Annotated in this window: 19 protein-coding genes and 1 riboswitch; of the genes, 3 read left to right on the top strand and 16 right to left on the bottom strand. The window is 63.1% G+C overall.

Going from position 1 to position 20,293, the window contains the following annotated elements:
* Window positions 1-128: 128 nt before the first annotated feature.
* Window positions 129-671, bottom strand: coding sequence for a hypothetical protein (locus RA19_RS09065; RefSeq protein ID WP_039161810.1), 543 nt, complete (start codon window positions 669-671; stop codon window positions 129-131).
* A gap of 237 nt (window positions 672-908) precedes the next feature.
* Between RA19_RS09065 and RA19_RS09060 the strand changes: the two genes are divergently transcribed.
* Entirely contained in the window at window positions 909-1,388 is a 480-nt protein-coding gene (locus RA19_RS09060; RefSeq protein ID WP_039161809.1) for a YHS domain-containing (seleno)protein, read from the top strand.
* 89 nt (window positions 1,389-1,477) lie between these two features.
* Here RA19_RS09060 and RA19_RS09055 read toward each other — a convergent pair whose 3' ends face one another.
* The 12 genes from RA19_RS09055 to miaB all read right to left on the bottom strand — a co-directional run bounded on the left by RA19_RS09055 (window position 1,478) and on the right by miaB (window position 13,207).
* The gene (locus RA19_RS09055) at window positions 1,478-2,101 is read right to left on the bottom strand and encodes a (d)CMP kinase (RefSeq protein WP_039161807.1); all 624 of its coding nucleotides are present in this window, start codon (window positions 2,099-2,101) and stop codon (window positions 1,478-1,480) included.
* Window positions 2,098-3,444, bottom strand: coding sequence for a 3-phosphoshikimate 1-carboxyvinyltransferase (aroA, locus tag RA19_RS09050; protein ID WP_039161804.1), 1,347 nt, complete (start codon window positions 3,442-3,444; stop codon window positions 2,098-2,100). Before aroA ends, RA19_RS09055 begins: the two co-directional genes overlap by 4 nt.
* A gap of 86 nt (window positions 3,445-3,530) precedes the next feature.
* Window positions 3,531-4,307, bottom strand: a complete 777-nt coding sequence (gene trmB, locus RA19_RS09045) for a tRNA (guanine(46)-N(7))-methyltransferase TrmB (protein ID WP_039161802.1) — start codon at window positions 4,305-4,307, stop codon at window positions 3,531-3,533.
* Window positions 4,308-4,385: 78 nt separating this feature from the next.
* A complete protein-coding gene (locus tag RA19_RS09040) occupies window positions 4,386-5,042 on the bottom strand; it encodes a COG3904 family protein (protein ID WP_052261720.1) in 657 nt (218 codons plus the stop codon).
* 199 nt (window positions 5,043-5,241) lie between these two features.
* Entirely contained in the window at window positions 5,242-6,423 is a 1,182-nt protein-coding gene (metK, locus tag RA19_RS09035) for a methionine adenosyltransferase (RefSeq protein ID WP_039161799.1), read from the bottom strand.
* 8 nt (window positions 6,424-6,431) lie between these two features.
* Window positions 6,432-6,482: riboswitch (SAM-SAH riboswitch) on the bottom strand.
* Window positions 6,483-6,543: 61 nt separating this feature from the next.
* On the bottom strand, window positions 6,544-8,043 hold the full coding sequence (gene lnt, locus RA19_RS09030; RefSeq protein WP_039161798.1) for an apolipoprotein N-acyltransferase: 1,500 nt from the start codon (window positions 8,041-8,043) through the stop codon (window positions 6,544-6,546).
* On the bottom strand, window positions 8,040-8,939 hold the full coding sequence (locus RA19_RS09025) for a hemolysin family protein (RefSeq protein WP_039161795.1): 900 nt from the start codon (window positions 8,937-8,939) through the stop codon (window positions 8,040-8,042). Before RA19_RS09025 ends, lnt begins: the two co-directional genes overlap by 4 nt.
* A 22-nt stretch (window positions 8,940-8,961) precedes the next feature.
* On the bottom strand, window positions 8,962-9,474 hold the full coding sequence (ybeY, locus tag RA19_RS09020; RefSeq protein WP_039161793.1) for an rRNA maturation RNase YbeY: 513 nt from the start codon (window positions 9,472-9,474) through the stop codon (window positions 8,962-8,964).
* An 82-nt stretch (window positions 9,475-9,556) separates the two neighbouring features.
* On the bottom strand, window positions 9,557-10,567 hold the full coding sequence (locus RA19_RS09015; RefSeq protein WP_039161790.1) for a PhoH family protein: 1,011 nt from the start codon (window positions 10,565-10,567) through the stop codon (window positions 9,557-9,559).
* Window positions 10,568-10,709: 142 nt separating this feature from the next.
* Window positions 10,710-11,015, bottom strand: coding sequence for a hypothetical protein (locus RA19_RS09010; RefSeq protein ID WP_039161788.1), 306 nt, complete (start codon window positions 11,013-11,015; stop codon window positions 10,710-10,712).
* Between the two features lie 13 nt (window positions 11,016-11,028).
* Window positions 11,029-11,613 (bottom strand): OmpA family protein, encoded by a 585-nt coding sequence (locus RA19_RS09005; protein ID WP_039162051.1) that lies wholly within the window; start codon window positions 11,611-11,613, stop codon window positions 11,029-11,031.
* A 271-nt stretch (window positions 11,614-11,884) separates the two neighbouring features.
* Window positions 11,885-13,207: a tRNA (N6-isopentenyl adenosine(37)-C2)-methylthiotransferase MiaB gene (gene miaB, locus RA19_RS09000; protein WP_039161785.1), complete on the bottom strand. Its 1,323-nt coding sequence runs from the start codon at window positions 13,205-13,207 to the stop codon at window positions 11,885-11,887.
* A 128-nt stretch (window positions 13,208-13,335) separates the two neighbouring features.
* Between miaB and RA19_RS08995 the strand changes: the two genes are divergently transcribed.
* Together RA19_RS08995 and RA19_RS08990 are read left to right on the top strand one after the other, a co-directional pair.
* Complete coding sequence (locus RA19_RS08995; RefSeq protein ID WP_039162048.1) at window positions 13,336-14,205, top strand: hypothetical protein; 870 nt, start codon at window positions 13,336-13,338, stop codon at window positions 14,203-14,205.
* A 13-nt stretch (window positions 14,206-14,218) separates the two neighbouring features.
* Window positions 14,219-14,872, top strand: coding sequence for a hypothetical protein (locus RA19_RS08990; protein ID WP_206540269.1), 654 nt, complete (start codon window positions 14,219-14,221; stop codon window positions 14,870-14,872).
* 203 nt (window positions 14,873-15,075) lie between these two features.
* On the opposite strand, the gene RA19_RS08985 is transcribed toward RA19_RS08990, so the two are convergent.
* From RA19_RS08985 to RA19_RS08975, 3 genes are all read right to left on the bottom strand, one after another.
* Window positions 15,076-15,894, bottom strand: a complete 819-nt coding sequence (locus RA19_RS08985; protein ID WP_052261719.1) for a MipA/OmpV family protein — start codon at window positions 15,892-15,894, stop codon at window positions 15,076-15,078.
* 95 nt (window positions 15,895-15,989) lie between these two features.
* The gene (locus RA19_RS08980; protein ID WP_039161779.1) at window positions 15,990-19,142 is read right to left on the bottom strand and encodes an efflux RND transporter permease subunit; all 3,153 of its coding nucleotides are present in this window, start codon (window positions 19,140-19,142) and stop codon (window positions 15,990-15,992) included.
* Window positions 19,139-20,290: an efflux RND transporter periplasmic adaptor subunit gene (locus tag RA19_RS08975; protein ID WP_052261718.1), complete on the bottom strand. Its 1,152-nt coding sequence runs from the start codon at window positions 20,288-20,290 to the stop codon at window positions 19,139-19,141. Before RA19_RS08975 ends, RA19_RS08980 begins: the two co-directional genes overlap by 4 nt.
* Window positions 20,291-20,293 lie beyond the last annotated feature (3 nt).

Genomic DNA, 20,293 nt, shown 5'->3' with positions numbered 1-20,293 from the left:
ACTTTAGGCTGCCTCTCGCGACTTGACGCATATTATTCTGCTGTTCAGACGACGAAATTTATCACCTTGCCGAGCAGCCAGGATGATTTTCGTACCCTTGAATGAAGTCTCCCGTTTGCGCGTGGAAGCTAGATTTCCTCCCCTTTTTCCAACAGTTCCTCAATCAGCTGCCGCTGGATGCCCGGGCTGTCGCCCCCTCCGAATTGCAGCGCTCCGCCAGTGTAAAGCGTGCCATATGTGCGGGCGATATTGACGGTCTGGCCCAGCGAGGAGATCAGCTGGTCTTTCTCCAGCGGCGACAGCGGGTGGATGAAAACGGCCCACAGCTGCCCGCGGGCCACAGCATAGCGCGCATCCAGCGCAGTGTCGAAATTGGCCTGCATCATCCGCATCAGCTCTTCCGCAGTCAGCCCTTCGGCCGGGCGCAAGGGAACCATCGCCCGCATCCGGTCCGCAGCCGGGTCGGTGACCACAAGCATCGGCACGCCGGAGATGCTTAGTTGAAAGCCGGTGCCCATCGGCTGCGCGTTCTCGTCCAGCGCAAAGATGATCCGCCCTAGCCGCTCATAAGTCATCGGCGGCTCGGGGGCGTCCGGCACCTCAGGCGCCTCCTGCGCCCAGGCAGGCGCCGCCAATACACAGGCAGTCACAAATGTCCGCAGCCAGGCCATGTCGGCACCTCCTCTTCGGCAAAGCACTCTCAGGCTACTGCCGCGCGGACCCAGGCTCCATGCACAGATCGGTGAGCACGCGTGAAAACAGGCACGCCAGAGTTCCGGACGATCTGCAAAATCACCCGAACGATCAGAGATTAAACGTCCAGCCTTGCGGACTTAGCTTCAGATCACCGGGCCGCACAGCCCGCCCTGAACAAACCGTAACAGCAACCGAACCTGATGAGGATCAACATGAAAACGCTTCTGACAACCGCTCTGATTTCGCTCTCCGCCGCACTGGCTGCTCCGGCCTTTGCCGCCGATGAGGTCAACGTCTCCAACGGCATCTCGGCCGGCGGCGCGCCGCTGGCGGCCCATGGCGTCGACCTGGTTGCCCTGTTCGACAGCCGCAACCCGGTGGAAGGCGTGGCCAACTACTCGGCCACCGTGGACGGCGCGTCGTATTACTTCGCCTCTGAGGAAAACAAGACCGCCTTTGAAGCCAACCCGGCGAAATACCTGCCGCAGCACGGCGGTTTCTGCTCCTACGGCGTGTCGGTCGGCAAGAAGTTCGACGGCGACCCGGACCAGTACCTGGTGCACGACGGCAAGCTGTTCCTGTTCCTGAACGCCGCCACCCGCGCCGCCTTCCTGGAAGACGTGGCCGGCACCGCCAAGACCGCGGACAGCCAGTGGGGCAAGATCAAGCACACCGCCGTCGGCGAGCTCTGATCCCAAGCGCTTCCGTGTCCCAGAGGGGCGGCAGCACTGCTCCGTCCTGCAGTCCCTCCGCCCGCAGCTGCTGCATCAGCTGCGGGTGTTTATCTTTCCACCACCCAGCGCTCTTCGATTACCGAAAGGGCGGCCGCCAGCGCGTCTTCGATGCTAAGGTCGCTGGTGTCGATCAGCACCGCATCCTCGGCCGGCTTCAAAGGCGCCTCGGCACGGTTCATATCGCGGTCATCGCGGGCCTTTACGTCGGCCAGCACCTCTTCCAGCGAGATCACCTTGCCTGCTGCAGTCAGCTCCAGGAACCGTCGGCGCGCCCGCACTTCAGCGCTTGCGGTGACAAACAGCTTCACTTGCGCATAGGGGCAGATCACAGTGCCAATGTCGCGCCCGTCCAGCACCGCGCCGCCTGCCCGGCGGGCAAAGGCACGCTGAAAGTCCACCAGCGCCGCACGCACTTCGGCAATCACTGCCACCTTGGAAGCTGCCTGCGCGACTTCCGGCCCGCGCAAATCGCCGCGTGCCAGATCTTCCGGCGTCAGGTTCTGCGCCGCTTCAATCGGGGCCACGCCCTCCAGCATCTTGGCACCAACGGCCCGGTACAAAAGGCCGGTGTCCAAATGGCCAATGCCGTAATGCGCCGCGACGGCCTTCGAGATCGTCCCCTTGCCTGCGGCCGCTGGCCCGTCGATTGCGATCGTAAAGCTCTCGCTCATGTGCGCTCCAGCTTGGCGCCCAGGTTGCCCATCAGGCTTTCGAAGATCGGAAAGGATGTTGCGATCGGGCTGCCGTCATCGACAGAGACCGGGTTCTGCGCCCCCATGCCCATCACCATGAAGGACATAGCGATGCGGTGATCCAGGAAGCTCTCGCAGGTGCCGCCGCCGGGCACGCCATCAATGCCCAGGCCAGAGACTTCCCACCAGTCCTCGCCTTCCTCGACGGTGACGCCATTGGCGCGCAGGCCTTTGGCCATCGCATCGATCCGGTCGCTTTCCTTGACGCGCAGTTCCTTGACGCCCCCCATCATGGTCTTGCCTTCCGCGAAGGAAGCCACCACCGACAGCACCGGGTATTCGTCGATCATCGAGGCTGCGCGCTCCGGCGGTACTTCGATGCCCTTCATATTGGGCGAGAACTTGGCTCGCAGATCGGCAACCGGCTCGCCGCCCTCCTCGCGCATGTTCTCGAACGTCAGATCCGCACCCATGTCCTGCAGCGTGTAGTACAGGCCCGCGCGGGTGGGGTTCAGACCGATGTTGGGCACCAGCACGTCGGAGCCGGGGGTGATCAGCGCCGCGCAGACCGGGAAAGCCGCGGAAGACGGATCGCGCGGCACGGCGATGACTTGCGGCTTCAGCTCAGGACGGCCGGTCAGGGTGATGACGCGGCCCTCTTCAGTTTCTTCGGTGGTGATCTCGGCACCGAATCCGGCCAGCATGCGCTCGGTATGGTCACGCGTGGCTTCCTTTTCGATCACCACGGTCTTGCCAGGCGCGTTGAGGCCGGCAAACAGCACCGCGGATTTCACCTGCGCAGACGGCACCGGCACCTCATACCGCACCGGCACCGGGTCGGCGGCACCGACGATGGTCATCGGCAGGCGGCCGCCGGAACGGCCCACGGACTGGGTGCCGAACAGCGCCAGCGGGTCGGTCACGCGCGCCATCGGGCGTTTGTTCAGAGAGGCATCGCCGGTGAAGGTCGCAGTGATCGGAGAGGATGCCATCACCCCCATGATCAGCCGCACCCCGGTGCCGGAGTTGCCGCAGTCGATGACATTGTCAGGCTCTGCAAAGCCGCCGACACCAATGCCGAATACCGACCAGTTGCCGCCGCCATGGTTCACCACCTCGGCGCCAAAGGCCTGCATCGCCTTGGCGGTGTCCAGCACATCCTCGCCCTCCAGAAGGCCGGAGATCTTGGTTTCCCCAACCGACAACGCGCCCAGGATCAGCGAGCGGTGCGAGATCGACTTGTCGCCGGGCACCTCTGCCACGCCCTTGAGCGGGTCAGCACGGTGGGAGGTCATCGGGATGGGCGTGCCGTGTCCGGACATGGGGCTTCCTTCGTCTGTCGGTCGTTCGTCTGTTCGTTTGCGCTATCGGTAACGGATTGGGTCTGGCCGGTCCAGCGCTATCGGCTTCAGCCCAGGCGGCGGAAGGTCAGGTAATGCGGGGTGCGGCCTTCGCGCAGAGCCTTCTGCTCGTAGCGGGTGGAGATCCAATCATCCCACGGCTGGCGCCAATCGGCCGGACCTTCGGCCAGCCATTCGAAACCGGCCTTCGGCACCTCTTCCAGGGTCTGGCGCACGTAGTCGGGAATATCTGTCGCAACACGGAAGATCGCGCCGGGCTTCAGGCAGCGGGCCAGCGGCTCCAGATGTTCCTGCGTCACGAAGCGGCGGCGGTGATGGCGTGCCTTGGGCCAGGGATCCGGATAGAGCAGAAAGGCACGCGAGATCGATGCCTCGGGCAGCACATCCATCAGATCACGGGCGTCCCCTGGATGAACGGCGATGTTGTCAGTGCCTGCATTGCGGATTTTGCCCAGCAGCATCGCCACACCGTTGATGAACGGTTCCGCACCGATGATACCTACTTCCGGGTTGCTTACCGCCTGGTGCACCAGATGCTCGCCGCCACCGAAGCCGACCTCCAGCCAGACATCCTTGCCGCCGAAGAGCGCTTGCAGATCCAGCAGCGTGCGGTCAGGATTGTCTTCCCAGCTCACCGGTCCAGGACTGAGGCCTGCCAGGTCTTCGTCCAGATAGCGCTTTTGGCTGTCCTTCAGCGTCTTGCCCTTGAAGCGGCCGTAGAAATTGCGCCACGGCGCTCCGCTGGCGTGTTTGTCAGCCGCATTGGCTGCTTCGGGCTGTGTCGCCGCGGAGCGGTCTTCGCGAGGTTTCTGGTCGCCGGACATGCGTCTGGCCTCCTGTACAGAGCAATAATGAAAGGCTGGCCGCTCCTCTGCCGCAAGCGGCGGCCCGGGTCAACCCGGCTAGGGCTGCCGGTTCTGCAGCGTTTCCCGCAGCACACCCGCAGCGATCAGCCGCAAGCGGCTTGGGAACCACTCGCTGCCCGGTTCTGTACGCAGGGTTTCAATGGCAAAACCAGGATCGACACCCCGCGCCACCATGTAGCTCAGATGGTTATGAATCTCGCGCTGAGTATCCACATAGATCCAGGAGCCGAATTCAAACGGGGTTGCCCAGCGCTGCGCTTTGCGCTCGCTGCGGTAGTATTTATGCACCGCGGGCGCAGGCCAGCTGCGCTGGTGGAAGCCGATGCGCGACCCGATTGTCATCCGCCGCCGGTTGCCCGCCAGAAACACATCGACACAGGCGCTGATGCAGGCCCCGTCAATCGACGTATCGAGCCCGTATTCCAGCACCAGCCCGGCAATCTCTTCCCCGGCGTAAACGCTGCCGCCAGTACTGTTGAGCTGCAGCTCCGAAATGCCCGGTGTCTTCTTCAGAATTTCCCGCAGCTTAGCGATATCGTCATTGGAGATTTCGGCGGCTTCGCCCTGCACATCCGTTTCGGTGTCATAGACCAGCGTCTTCCCCTGCAGACTGAACTTTTGCGGCAGCGCATCCTTTGCCGCTGCAGCCAGGGGAAACGTCAGGCACATGCAGGCAAGTATCAATCGCAGCATTACAGGTCCGGCAGAAATCAGCGTTACCCCTGTACTATGACGCAGCCCTTCTGTCCGCTCCAGAGCAAAGAGGCCGAAGACATTGGCCCCATGCTCCCAGCGCGAAACAGCCGGGCAGTTTTGCTGACCGGCCCGCCCCAGAAGCAAAAGGAGCGGAGCTTGCAGCCCGCTCCCTTCATTCTTTCCTTCGTGGCCCGGTTCAGACCGCGTTTTTCAGTGCCTCGGCCAGGTCGGTGCGTTCCCAGCTGAACCCGCCGTCGACTTCCGGGTCGCGGCCGAAATGGCCATAGGCGGCAGTGCGCTGATAAATCGGCTTGTTCAGCCCCAGGTGCTGGCGGATGCCGCGCGGGGTCAGGTCCATCACCTGGTCGATTGCCTTTTCAATAGCTGCCGGCGCAACTTCGCCAGTGCCATGGGTGTCAGCATAGATCGACAGCGGCTTGGAAACGCCGATGGCATAGGACAGCTGGATGGTGCATTTCTCTGCCATGCCTGCGGCCACCACGTTCTTGGCCAGGTAGCGCGCAGCATAGGCCGCCGAGCGGTCCACCTTGGTCGGATCCTTGCCCGAGAACGCGCCGCCGCCATGCGGGGCTGCACCGCCATAGGTGTCGACGATGATCTTGCGGCCGGTCAGGCCGGCGTCGCCGTCCGGGCCGCCGATCACGAACTTGCCGGTGGGGTTCACGTGCCATTCGGTGGCATCGGTCAGCCAGCCCTCAGGCAGGGTTTCGCGAATGTAAGGCTCTACAATGGCGCGGATGTCGGCCGAGGTCAGGCTTTCGTCCAGGTGCTGGGTCGACAGCACCAGCGAGCTCACACCCACCGGCTTGCCGCCTTCATAAACCACTGACAGCTGCGATTTCGCGTCCGGGCCAAGCGCCGGCTCGGTGCCGTTCTTGCGAACTTCCGCCAGGCGGCGCAGGATTGCGTGGGAATACTGGATCGGCGCCGGCATCAGCGCCGGGGTTTCAGTGGTGGCATAGCCGAACATAATGCCCTGGTCGCCGGCGCCTTCATCCTTGTCCGCCGCCGCGTCAACGCCCTGCGCGATATGCGCCGACTGCTCGTGCAGCAGGTTGGTCACTTCCACGGTCTCGTGGTGGAACTTGTCCTGCTCGTAGCCGATGTCCTTGATGCAGGCGCGGGCGATCTCGTCGATCTTGCCCATGTAGCTGTGCAGCTTGTCCTGGTCGGACAGGCCCACCTCACCGCCGATGACGACACGGTTTGTGGTGGCAAAAGTTTCGGCTGCCACGCGCGCTTCGGGCTCTTCTGCCAGGAAGGCATCCAGCACCGCGTCGGAAATACGGTCGCAGACCTTGTCCGGGTGGCCCTCGGAAACCGATTCCGAAGTGAAAGTGTAGTTCAAACGGGTCATGTGAGATGTGCTCCATTACAGGTTTGCCTTGCCACGCCAGGAAGCCGTTGTGGTAGGTATCAAGCCGCATTACGCGGCGCGGCGGCGCCGGTCAATCTTTATTCCGATAAAGTTTATCAGCTATGACCGCCGTGCAAGTGTCCAATGGCGGGATGCTGCCACGGCAGCAGTGAAAAGACACAGCAGGAACACCGGCCAATCACCGGTGCGGCTGTAGAGCGTCGGCGGCAGCGGCGCAGGCAGGCCGGCGTCGATGTAACCCGCCTCGCCCAAGGCCAGGCTGTCCAGCAAGCGCCCGTCCGGCGCGATCATCGCCGAGACCCCGGTATTGGCCGCCCGGATCATGGGCAGGCCCTGCTCTATCGCCCGCATCTGCGCTTGCACCAAATGCTGGTACGGTCCGGACCGGGTGCCGAACCAAGCGTCGTTGGTGATCTGCACCAGCAACTGCGGCCGCCGGGCGGCCGAGTTCACATCCTGAGGAAAAACAGCTTCATAGCAGATCAGCGGCAGCGCTGAACCAACCGGCAGATCCATGATTTCAGCACCCGGTCCGGCTGCGTACCCCGCCCCTGTCTGCGAGGCGAACCCGTGGATTCCAATCCGGGCCATCACATCGCCAAAGGGCACGTATTCCCCAAAAGGCACCAGATGCGCCTTGTCATAGGTTGCGGCCGGCTCCCCGTTCCCATCCAACAGCACCGCGGAATTATAGTAAGCGCCAGCCTCTTCCCGCTGGATGCCGAGCAGCACCGGCACCCCGCCGCCTCGCTCCGCAATGGCCTGCAAAGTATCCCCGGCATAGTTCATCAGCTGAGGCACCGCCGTTTCGGGCCATACTATCAGGTCCGGCGGCGGCGTTTGCTCTGAGAAGGCAACCGCCCGGCGGACAAACTCCCATCGGTGGTCCGGATGCCATTTCAGGTCCTGCGGCGCATTCGGCTGAACGATTCGCACGGTTTTGCCTGTCATCTCTGCTTGCTGCGGCGGCGGCACGAGAAACACAGTGGCCATGACCAACCCCAGCGGCGCCAGCGCAGCCACCGGAGTCTGACGCAGCCTCGCCAGCGGCAGAAAGGCCGTCAGCGTCAGCAGCGCCAGCCCGTGCGGGCCGGTCCAAGGCAAAAGGTTTGCAGCAGGCGTGCCGATCCAGAACTGGCCGAAAGCCGCCCAGGGGAAGCCGGTGAGCACATAGGCCCGGGCGAACTCGGCCAATGACCAGACTGTGATCAGCGCCGGAAGCCGCCAAGCGCCGGTACTGATACGCGCTGCCAGGCCAAAGGCAGCCCCCCAGAACAGGGACAGCCCCGCCGTAAGGAAGATCAGCGCAAAGGGCGCCATCCAGGCGTGGCGCTCTGGATCGATCTGAAACGGTTCGATGATCCAGGACAGGCCAAAGGCAAAATACCCCAGCCCGAACAGCCAGCCTGCCAGCGCCGCTGAACGCGCCGAAGATGCCTGCAGGATTAGCCAGCCTGCGGCACCAAGCGCAACGGGCAGGCCGGGGAGGATGTGCCAGGGCGCAAGAGCCAGTGACAAGAGCGCGCCGCCGCCAAAGGCCAGCGCTGCCGGGGCCAGCCGGAGCTGGCGCGCGGCCTGCCGCAGCCCCAGTGAGATCATGCGGCGGCGTCCGGCAGCCGTACCCGCAGCCGTTTGATCCGGCGCGGGTCGGCGTCCATGATTTCAAACTCGGCACCCTCGGGGTGCTCGATCACCTCGCCACGGGCAGGCACCCGGCCCGACAGCATGAAAACCAGGCCGCCGAGGGTATCGATTTCCTCCTCATCCACATCGTCGTGGCTGGTGAGCGAATGGCCGGTCTCGGCCTCGAAATCCGGCAGCGAGGTACGGGCCAGTGCAACATAGCAGCCTGGCTTTTCCTCGAACCAGGTCTGCAGCTCGTCGGCGTCGTGTTCGTCTTCGATCTCACCCACCACCTGCTCGATCAGGTCCTCGATGGTCACGAGACCGTCGACACCGCCGTATTCATCGATCACCAGAGCCATGTGGCGGCGCTCCGCCTGCATCTTGGTCAAGAGCACGCCGATCGGCATGGACGGCGGCACAAACAGCAATGGCCGCAGCATGCGGGAGAGGTCAAACTCAGCGCCATCGCCGTTGAAGCCATGGGTAAGGGAGAAATCCTTGAGGTGGACAAATCCCAGCGGCGTGTCCAGTGTTCCCTCGTAGACCGGAATCCGGGTGAAGCCGCTTTTGCGGAAGATACCGACAAGGTCCTCCTTGGCGACCGTGACCGGTACTGCAGAAATTTCAGCCGAGGGGATGGCGACGTCCTCAACCCGCATCCGGCGCAGGTTGATCATGCCATGCGGCTGGGACCCCGCCGCAGGCTGTTCGCTGCCGGTCTCTTCTTCGGCTTGCGCCTCAGCAGTGAACGCACCGAACAGCCGCGCCCAAAAACCGGATCTCTCACTGGCCGGCGCTTCTGCACCTGTGCCGTTCACGTTCTGCAGCGCGCCCTGCGCCGCGTTAGAACTGCCTTCTATGTCGCCCATCGGTCCTATCCAAAAGCCCCGCTCAGGGGGCGTCCTCATTCATATATGGGTTCGCGATACCCATTTTGCCAAGTACCAGGACCTCAATCCCTTCCATCAATGCGGCATCGCGGTCACGAATGTGATCGTAGCCCAAGAGATGCAACAATCCGTGAACGATCAGATGGCGGGTATGATCGGCCAAAGGCTTGCCTGCTTCGGATGCTTCGCGGGTGCAGGTATCATAGGAAATTGCGATGTCGCCCAGCGGGATTTCACCTGTAAAATCAGCCTCTGGTGCCTCGGGCATGCCGCCGTCGTCTTCTGCGGCCAGCTCTTCTGCGGGCCAGCTGAGGACATTGGTCGCCTTATCCTTTTCGCGGAATTCGGCGTTGAGTTCCGAGATACGCGCATCATCGCAGGCCAGCAGCGAGATCTCGCAGACCTCCGGATCAAGCGAAAAATGCGCCAGCACAGCCGCGGCCGCCTGTTCGGCCAGCGCTGCAAGCCCGGCGTCCTGCCAGCGGCTGTCTTCGATGGTGATGTCGAGCGTCATGGAGCGCCTGTCAAAGCGGGGGCCGGCCCCCCACCTCCGGAGTATTTCCGGCAAGATGAAAGGAGCGCGGCGGATTCGGGCCTCAGGCCGGTTTGGCGTCCGCGTCATAAGCCTCGATGATCGCCGCCACAAGGGGGTGGCGGACCACGTCTCGGGCAGTGAAATAGTTGAAGCTGATCTTGGGGATCGTCTTGAGAAGACGTTCGGCATCCGCCAGGCCAGACTGCACCCCGCGCGGCAGGTCGACCTGCGAGCGGTCGCCGGTGATCACCATGCGCGAGCCCTCGCCGAGGCGGGTCAGGAACATCTTCATCTGCATGGTGGTGGCGTTCTGCGCCTCGTCCAGCACCACAAAAGCGTTGGAAAGAGTGCGGCCGCGCATGAAGGCCAGCGGCGCAATCTCAATGCGCTTTTCCTCCAATAGCTTGGCCAGCTGCTTGCCCGGCAGAAAGTCGTTCAGCGCGTCATAGAGCGGCTGCATGTAAGGGTCGACCTTGTCCTTCATATCGCCAGGCAGGTAACCGAGCTTTTCGCCCGCCTCCACCGCGGGCCGCGACAGGATGATGCGGTCGACATGGCCGGTGATGAACATCGAAACGCCGACAGCGACTGCAAGGTAGGTCTTGCCGGTACCAGCCGGGCCGATGCCGAAGGCCAGCTCGTTTTCGAAAAGCGAATGCACATAGGCTTTCTGCGCTTCGGTGCGCGGCTCCACCAGTTTCTTGCGGGTCTTGATTTCCACCCGGCCGCCGCGGAACATCTGCAGCTGGCCGTCTGGCTCTGCCTCGTCGTTTTCGGGGCTCATCCGCAGCTCGCGGTCAATGTCGCCGCTTTCGACACTGCGGCCGGTCTCCAGCCGGTCGTAGAGTGCCGCAAGCACCCCTGCCGCCTGTTCGCGCGCCGAATCTTCGCCCATCACCGACAGCTGGTTGCCGCGGCGGACGATCTGAACGCCCAGTTTCTGTTCGATGTCAGCCAGGTTGCGGTCGTATTCGCCGCACAGGTCGATCAGCAAGCGGTTGTCGGGAAATTCCAGCAGCACTTCATGGGTGGCATTCTGGTCTTGCGCGTCGTTCAGGGCACCGATGGCCAAGCTGATCTCCTCTGGTCCTGGGTTGCCGTTTCAGTTTGCCCGGGCAGCACCGTTTGCGCAAGCAGGAGCGGCGGAAATTCACTCAATTGAAACAAAACAGCCGCCCACGAGGGCGGCTGCGCGTCACATGAATCCGGACCGGTCAAATCGGGTCGGCGAAGGTGGATCCTTCCTTGAACGGACCGGTGGCGACGTTGCGCGGCAGGTCGCTGTTGCAGACCGGCTTGCCATCCGGAGTGCGGCGCAAGTCGGCATAGCCTTCCAGGCCATCGTCGATGATCCAATGCTCGCAGCCTTGCGGATCAACCCAGATACCGGCGGTCAGGTTCGACAGGTCCAGAGAACGGCCGTCACCGATGTGCTGGTCGGTGGTTTTGTCCAAAGTCTCGGAACAAGCGGAAACTGCGGCAACCGCGGCGAGAAGTACAAGTGTTTTACGCATCATCATGGTCGCTTCCCCCTCAGCGCAGGCAGTAGATTTCGACGCGGCGGTTCTGCGCCATGTTGGCGGCGCTGGTGTTGGGCACCCGCGGGTCGCGCTCCCCATAGGCACGGATATCGTTGATCCGGGCGCCAACCGAGCGGGCCACCTGCGCCACCGCATTGGCGCGGCGCTCGGACAGGCGGATGTTGTATTCGTCCGAGGCACGGCTGTCGGTGTGGCCGGCAATCACAAAGGACCGCGTTCCGTTGGCCTTTGCCTGCTGGAAGAACTCACCCAGGCGCTTGCGGCCGGCGGCATTGATGAAATGCTTGTCGGTGGCGAAGAACTGGTCGGTCGGCATCACCCCGCAGATGTTGCCCTGCCGGCAAACCGGCTTGCCATCGGGAGTAACATGCGGGGTCATGAACCCCTCGGCCCCGTCGTCCATCACCCAATGCTCGCAGCCATCCGGGTCAACCCAGATCGTCGGAATATACCGCTCGCCCTTGATGGTCCGCTGCTGGGTTTGCGCGCTGGCAGGCGCGGCGGCGATGCTGAGCGCGGCCGCGGCCGCGGCGGCCAGCGCAAGCGCCTTATTCAATTCGAGTTTCAACACAACCAGATTTCCTTCACCTAAGTTCCCCCAGGGTGTTTGCCGCATAGGTGCCCACCGCTCAGGCCATAAGGACAAAACTACCTGAAATTGATGCAATATACCTGCTAAATTGAGCGGTATTCCGCGCAGATTAGGCGCAATTGCCGAACACTCAAAGCACCCGGGGAAAATTGTCCCCGGAACCGATGCAATCAAGACTCACCTGGCAAACGCCCACCAACGGCCGTTGGCCGCTTGGAACCAAACGGCCTGAGAGATTCGCATTGCTGCGAAAGTGCTAGCCGATCAATTCGCCGGCCAGCGAGTTTGCGCCGGACGAGACGATGCGGACCCGTGCCAGGTCGCCAACCTCGCGGCTGCAGTCAGCCACATGCACAGCGTGGAGATAGTCGGATTTGCCAACCATCTGACCCGGCAGGCGGCCGGTCTTTTCGAACAGAACGCCAACCTCGCGGCCGACCATGCTGTCCTGCACTTCGCGCTGCTGTTTGGTCAACAGAGCCTGCAGGCGCTGCAAACGGTCGTCTGCAGCAGCGGGATCGACCTGCGGCCGCTCCGCAGCAGGAGTGCCTGGACGCGTAGAATATTTAAAGGAATAGGCGGTGCCGTATTTAACCTCTTCCACCAGATCCATTGTGGCCTGGAAGTCTTCCTCAGTCTCTTCCGGGAAGCCGACAATAAAGTCGCCGGAGATCAGGATGTCGGGGCGCGCGGCGCGGATGCGCTCGATCAGCCGGATATAGCTTTCGGCGGTGTGCGACCGGTTCATCCGCTTCAGGATCTTGTCGGAGCCCGCCTGCACCGGCAGGTGCAGATAAGGCATCAGCTTGGCACAGGTGCCGTGGGCCTCGATCAGGTCGTCCTGCATGTCGTTGGGGTGGCTGGTGGTAAAGCGGATACGCTCCAGCCCGTCGATCTTGTCGAGCTCCCAGATCAGCTGCGCCAGGGTCAGATCGCCATTGGCACCGGCACCGTGATAGGCATTCACGTTCTGACCCAGCAGGGTGATTTCACGCACGCCGCGCTCCACCAGTTCCTGGGCTTCGCGCAGGATGCGATCCGCCGGGCGCGAGACTTCGGCGCCGCGGGTATAGGGCACCACGCAGAAGGCGCAGAACTTGTCGCAGCCTTCCTGCACGGTCAGAAACGCCGTCGGGCCGCGCTTGGCCTTGGGGCGGCTTTTCAGTTTCTCGAATTTGTCTTCCTCGGGGAAATCAGTGTCGAGCACCTTCTCCCCTTCCCGCGCCTTGGCCTCCATCTCGGGCAGGCGGTGATAGCTTTGCGGGCCGACCACCAGGTCGACCAGCGGCTGGCGGCGCATGATCTCTTCGCCCTCGGCCTGGGCGACGCAGCCCGCAACGCCGATTTTCAGGTCCGGCTTTTCCGCCTTCAGCCCTTTGAAACGGCCCAGCTCGGAATAGACCTTCTCGGCCGCCTTTTCCCGGATGTGGCAGGTGTTCAGCAGGATCATGTCGGCGTCATCCGCCGATTTGGTCTCCACATAGCCCTCGCCGCCCAGCGCCTCGGCCATGCGTTCGCTGTCATAGACATTCATCTGACAGCCATAGGTCTTGATAAACAGCTTCTTGGGCGCGGTCATGCGGGTCAGCCTTCCAGCCAGGGTGGGTAAACAGCGGCCTGCCATACAGGCAAACGCCGCCGCTTGCAATGAGGCCGCATTTACCCGATTTTGAGCCCAAAGGCCAGAAAGGCAAAGGGCAGACGGGCATGATGTATTCTTCGTTGGAAGATTTCCTGAAACAGGGCAAGGCGCTGCTGATCAAAGGTCCGGTGGCGCTGGTCTTTATCGAGGATGAAGCAGAAATCGCCACCACCCTGCGCCATCACCTGCAAAGCGGCTTCAAGGCAGTAGTTGCAATGATGCCGGATGCCTTCGACCTGCCGCAGGACGTGCGCGCAAAGGTGCACCGGGTGCCGTTCGACTGTGGCCCCGAAGGCGCGGTGCCCGGCGCGGTCAACGCGGTGATTGCCGCTGCGCAGCCCGGATGCTGGCTCTACTACTGCTACAACGCAGAATATCTGTTTTTCCCGTTTTGCGAGACCCGCAGCGTCGGCGAGATGCTGGCCTATCACACCGAGGAGCGGCGCGATGCCATGCTCAGCTATGTGATCGACCTATACGCAGGCGATTTGGAGGCCTCCCCCACTGCGGTGTCGCTTGAGGATGCCTATCTCGACAAGTCCGGCTATTATGCCCAGTCGCGAAAAGATCCGGAAACTGGCCACCCGCGCGAGCGGCAGCTGGACTTCTTTGGCGGCGTGCGCTGGCGCTTCGAGGAACACATCCCGGCCCCCAGCCGCAAAATCGACCGGATTTCACTGTTCAAGGCCAAGCCGGGGCTGAAGCTGCAGCCGGACCACACTTTCAATGACCAGGAATACAACACCTACGCTTGCCCCTGGCACCACAACCTGACCGCGGCGGTCTGCTCGTTCCGCACCGCCAAGGCGCTGAAACGCAATCCTGGCTCGACCTTCGACATCGAGACTTTCCGCTGGCACAACTCCGCGCCGTTCGAGTGGCACTCCCGCCAGCTGCTGGACCTGGGGCTGATGGAGCCGGGGCAGTGGTTCTGAAGCGGGGTTGAGCGTGGGGGAAGTTATCTGGATGTTCATAGCCCTTTGCACGGGGCTGGTCTGGTGGGGCGTTGTTCTGCTTGGTTTCGGGTGGTCGTTCTGGAAGAAAGCCGCCAAGCCTGGTTGGCTGCGGATGATGGTACAGATCAGCGCCGCCAGTGCACTCGCCAGCCTGTTTTTCTGGTTCCCCATCAATCTGGGGCTCTTCATAGCACCGCCGTTGTGGCCATATATTTTGTCCTGGGGCATAAAGACGCTCGCCAGCCACGCGGACCTGTTGGCCCTGTCTTTGGCAACAGCCGGTGTTGCATTCATCGCTGCCTCAACATGCCTCCAGCGTGTCGGCAAGCACTATTCAGCTGTATTGCCTTGGGTCACTCTATTCATTCCTCTGGCCACCGCTTGGTTGGCGGCGCTGACCGCTGCTAGTGCGGTCGCAGAACTCAAGATCCGCCGCCAGGCCCAAGAGCTGGGCGCAACCTGTCTGTCAACTCGTTCTTTTGCATCCTCACTGAGCATTGCCGGGCAGGAATTTGGAGCGGGCACACATGCCTATGCAAATGCCGAAGGCCAGCTATTGCAGTGGAGCTACAGAATGAACCGCTTCTACCCCAGCAGTTCATACTCCATTTCACCGGGTAAGGAAGGGAACTGCCTCTCCCCTTAGGACATGCGTCGGCAACGCCCCCTTCCTTCCCCAGCCGGACTATGCTGCCTCAAGCACAAGTCCGGCAGCCTGGATTTCCAGGCATCGCTGCGGCAAGGCCGCGTAGCTCTTGCAGGCAAAGCCAAGCGCAATCAAGGCGGAGAGAAGAAGGAGGCGTGCCACCGCCAGCATCCCCTTTTCTGGAGGTGGAAGGAGCGGCGGCGTCAGAACCGGTAGATGCCGAACAGGCCAACCGATGTGCCACTGGTGTCGCGCACGATGGTGCTGTCCTTGGCGTCGCCGGTCAGCTGCGAATAGGTGACCATGCCGCCAACGCTGAAGCGCTCGGTGACCGGCACCTGGATACCAATGTCTAAGTTGATCGCGTGAAAGCCGCTGGTGGCGGTGTACTGGCCCAGGCCGGAGGCTGCGGACTGAGCGGCAGTGACGCCGTAATAAGTGCCGTTGAAATCATCATTGCCCCAGTCGGCAGAAATGCCTGCTGTCAGCACCGGGCCCATTTCAAGCGGCGAGCTATCTTCGTCCAAGCTCGCAAAGGAAGCGCGGCCGGTCAGGGCGCGCAGCGGCATCATGCCCTCGACCCCGATGGTTGCGCTCAGCCCTTCGGAGCCCTTGCCGTATTTTGTCACCTCCAGATACGGCGTGACCGGGCCGAACTCGTATTCAAGGCCGAGATTATAGGTGATGCCGCCGTCGATATCGCCAAGCCCGCGCAGGAAGGTGCTGTCATTTTCCTTGCGCCCCTCATCATAGCCAATCGCGGCGGAGAGCTTGAAGTCGTCGCTGTTGAAGACATAGCCGCCAATGCCACCCGGGCCGATGAACAGCCGGTCGCGCCAGGTCAGCTCGAACATAGGGAAACCGGAGGTCGTGCTTTCGCTGGAGCCCAGGTATTCCGGCTCCCAGAAGACGCCGGCGCCGATACTGCCCTCCCAATCGCCTTCGGCCTGCACCTGGGTTGCGGCCAATATCGTGATCGCCGACAGCCCGGCCCCAATCATCTGTTTTTGAACAGGTTTCATTTTTCTGCGTGATCCTCTTTGGGGGTTTCCTGCGAAGGTGTAGAAGCCGGGTGTACCGCAATGATCCCGGGATGCGGCGAAAGTGTATAAAAGTGTCACGGTGCTGTTTGCGCCCCAGCCTGCCCGGTGCTCCTGCGGCCCAGGAGGGCGGGCAAACGCGTGCTCAGACTCAGCAGGACCGGGATAAGGATCAGCGTTATCAAGGTGGCAAACAGCACCCCGAAAGCCAGCGAGACCGCCATCGGGATCAGGAACTGAGCCTGCTCCGAGGTCTCCAGCACCAGCGGGATCAGCCCCGCAAAAGTGGTGACCGAGGTCAGCATCACCGCGCGGAAGCGGGAGGCGCCGGCATCAAGCAAAGCCTCATAGGCCGGCAGGCCCTCATCCCGGGCCGCGCGGTAGCGGCTGACCAGCACCAGCGAGTCATTCACCACCACACCGCTCAGCGCCAGGATGCCGAAGAAGGACAATAGCGAAACCGGAATTCCAATGGCCAGATGCCCCAGCACCGCACCAACAATGCCAAAGGGGATCGCCAGCATGATGATGAATGGCTGAGTGTAAGATTTCAGCGGGATCGCCAGCAGCGCATAGATCAGCATCAGCCCCAGCACAAAACCGCTGCTGAGCTGGCTGGTGGCCTCCTCCTCTTCGGCCGCTTCGCCGGAAACAGTGACCGACAGCCCGCTGTATTCGGCGCGCAGACGGGCAAAAGCGGTGGCCTCCAGCCGTTCGACAACCTCGGTGACCGAGGCCAGGTCCTTGTCGACCCTGGCGGAGATTTCCAGCGTGCGGGTACCGTTGATGCGCTTCAGCTCCAGCAGCGTTTCGCGCTGGTTCAGCCGCACCACCGTGTCCAGAGGCACGGTGCCGCCTGCCGGGGTGCGCAGGCGGATGCGGTTCAGATCGCTCAGGCTGTCGCGCTCGTTCTCAGGATAGCGAACACGGACCTGCACCTCCTCGCTGCCGCGCTGGATCCGCTGCGCCTCGTAGCCGAACACGGCGTTGCGGATCTGGGTGATCACCTCGCGGTTGGTCAGGCCCAGCGCCTCGCCTTCGGGCAGCAGCTCAAACGACATCTCCAGCGTTTCATTGTCGAGATCGGTGAGAATGTCATAGAGCCCGGGTGTCTCCTGCAGGACCTGCTGCAGGCTGGCCAGCGCGGCCGCGGTTTCGGCAGGGTCTTCCGAGCTGAGGCCAAAGCGCAGGTCCTCGACACCGTCGTCATCCGAAAACAGCTCCATCTGGCGCACACCGGGCGGCATTCCGGCCGCGGCCCGCCAGCGCTCCACCAGTTCGTCCGAGCCGAACGACCGTTTGGTGCTGTCGAGCAGGCCAACCGAGATGACCAGCTTCTCGGCCCGGCTGGAGGAGACATAGTAGCTGGTCACCAGCGGCTCCTGCAGGCCGTGCTCCGCTTCGAGATCCGCAACTGTTTCCAGCAGGCTGGCCTCAAACAGCCGGGCGATCTCGCGGGTCCGGGCGGGCGGCGCGCCGCTGTCCAGGGTTACGTCCATATGCACCTGGGTCGAGTCCCGGTCGGGGAAGAAATTGGTCTCGACGATGCCCTGCGCCATCAGGCCGAACGCAAACAGAAAGCTTGCCGCAAAGACCATCACCGCCTGCAGCTGATGCGCCAGGGCGGTATGCAGAAGCGGCAGGTAAAGGCGCTGGATTGTCCAGCCCATGGCGTGTTCCACACCCGTTTGCAGCCGCTGCCAGGCTCGGGCCAGCGGGTGCTTCTTGGGTTTCTGTGACACATCCATATGGGCCAGATGCGCGGGCAGGATGAACTTGGATTCCACCAGCGAGAACAGCAGGCAGAGGATCACCACAACAGCAATGATCTTGAACGAGCCGCCAAAGTCGCCTGAGATCGTCGTCAGCGGATAGAAAGCCGCCACTGTGGTCAGCACCCCGAAGGTGGCCGGGGTGGCCACTTCCAGCGCGCCGCGGATAGCGGTGTCCACGCCGCCGCCATGCTTGCGCTTATGGGCATAGATGTTCTCGCCGGTGACGATGGCGTCATCGACCACAATGCCCAGCGTGATGATGAAGCCGAAGGTCGACAGCGCGTTGAGCGAGTAGTCGAACCAATCCGGCCCCATCATGTAGAGCGCACCGGCAAAGGAGACCGGGATGCCGAGCGCCACCCAGAAGGCGACGCGGATGTCGAGGAACAGCGCCAGCATTACAAACACCAGCGCCATGCCGGTCAGCGCGTTCTTGGACATCAGCGCCAGCCGGTCGCGGATCGACTGGGCCTCGTCCAGCCAGCTTTCGAGTGTGATATCCTCCGGCATCCAGGGGGCGGCGCGCAGCTCGTCCAGTTTCTGCTGCACCGTGTCCGAGGTCTCGGTGATCGAGTCCTTGCCGATCAGCTGCACGTCCAGCCGGATCGAAGGCTGCCCGTTGTAGACCGACAGCACCTGGCCGTCTGCAAAACCGTCCACCACGCGGGCGACATCCGCAAGGCGGACCACACCCCCATCCGGCGACACCCGGATGCGGGTCTGCAGCAGGTCGCGTCCGAAATAGGCCTGGTTGCGGCTTTGCAGGCTGAGGGTGCCGTTTGCCGCCTCCAAGGTTCCGCCCGACAGGCTGACCGACTGCCCCTGCACCGCCTGCGCGACTTCCTCGAAGCTGAGGCCGTAGGCGCGGAGTTTCTCCTCCTGCAGTTCAACAGTGATTTCAGAGGTGCGGGCGCCTTCGGTGGTGACCTTGCTGACCGTGGGCAGGTCCAGCAGGATCTCGCGGGTGCGGCGGGCGGCCTCTTTCAGCGTGACATGATCCTGGCCGCCCAGCAGCTGCACATAGATCACATGGCGCTCTTCCTGCTCCAGCGCGATTGTGGTGCTGTCCACCTGCGCCGGGAATGTGGTGATCGCGTCAACCCGGTCCTTAACGTCGGACTTGAGCCGCTCCATCGGGTAGTCCGGCAGGCCCTTCACCACGATCTCAGCGGAGTCGGCAGTGATGGTGGAGGTGATCTCTTCGATCCCCTGCAGCCCGTTCAGTGCCTGCTCCACTTTGACTGCGGCACCTTCCTCGGCGTCTTCGGGGGAGGCACCGTTGAAGTTTACCGTGACAGTGACATTGCGCGGGGGATCGGCAGGGAAACCTTCGGTGCGCATGCCAATCCCGGTGACCAGCCCCATCGCCAGAATGATCAGCATCAAGAGGTTGGCGGCGACGCTGTTCCGGGCGAACCAGCCGATCCAGCCCTCGGCGCGGGCAGGCGCGCTCATTGCGCCGCCCCTTCTGCGGCATTGGCAGCGCGCAAGGCAGCACCGGGCCGCGGTTCGGCAACGATGCGGGGCTGAACCTTGGCACCCCGCAAATAGCCGCTGCGGGGAAGGACCAGGCGCAGGTCTTCGGCGCTGCCGTCCGGCGGGGCGATGTAAGAGATGCCCCCAGCCGTAAAGACGGGCTCGGCTTGGATTGTCTGCAGGTGGTCTTGCGGGTCCAGGTACCAGACCTGCCCCTGGCGCGAAATCAGCGCTTCGGGCACCGCATAAAGCGCGTCATGGCGGCGGCCCTGCAGCTCAACAGTCAGGAACTGGCCCGGCATCGCACTGGCGCCCGCCTGCATTTGGATGACCGCATTGATCCAGCGGTTTTCTGTATCGACAGAAGGGTCGATCCGGACCACCTCGCCCTGCCAGACGGCGCCTTCTGCGCTGGTCAGCACCGCCTGGGCACCCGCTGCCACGCCCAGCTGGACAAACTGGCTGGCGCTGAGCGGGGCGGGCACCTCAAACACGCTGGTGTCAAAGACTTCGGCAATCTGGGTTCCAGCCTGCACCACCTCGCCCGGGTTCAGGCTGCGGCTGGCTACCACGCCATCGAAAGGCGCGGTGATGCGGGTCTGCTGCAGCTCGTATTCGGCCTGGGCCAGCGCGGCGCGGGCGGCGTCCATCGCAGCGCGGGCCTCGGCCAGCTGCGGCTGGCGCAATGTCAGTCCGGAGGCCTCGCCGCCGAGCCCCGAGGCTTTCCAGTTCTCCAGCGCCAGCTTGCCGCGCTGCTCCTCTTCCAGCAGCACCCGTTCCGCGGTGGCCAGCGCTGAACGCGCCGTAGCGGCGGCGCTGCGGTAGGCGCTGTCTTCGATTTGGGCCAGCAGCTCGCCCTGTTGGAAGCGGGCACCGGTCAGCAGTCTGCTACTGATGGATACGACCCTGCCGCCAACCTCGGCCGACAGGCGGCTTTGCCAGCGGGGGCGGACCTGGCCGTGAGTGGTGACCGTGACGTGCCGGGCCTCAGGTTTCAGGATGTGCACATCTGCCAGCATCCGCTGCGGGGCCTCAGTTTCCTCGGCGGGCGGAGCCTCGTCGGCGGGGTAGGCCACAAAGGCAGCTGCAGCGGTCAGCACGGCGGCGCCAATCCAGTTCTTGAGCATCGC

The organism is Leisingera sp. ANG-M1, assembly GCF_000813745.1.
In the GTDB taxonomy this organism is placed as follows: Bacteria; Pseudomonadota; Alphaproteobacteria; order Rhodobacterales; family Rhodobacteraceae; genus Leisingera.
Note: the sequence above shows the minus strand (reverse complement) of the source record. Positions and strands in the feature narration are given on the sequence as shown.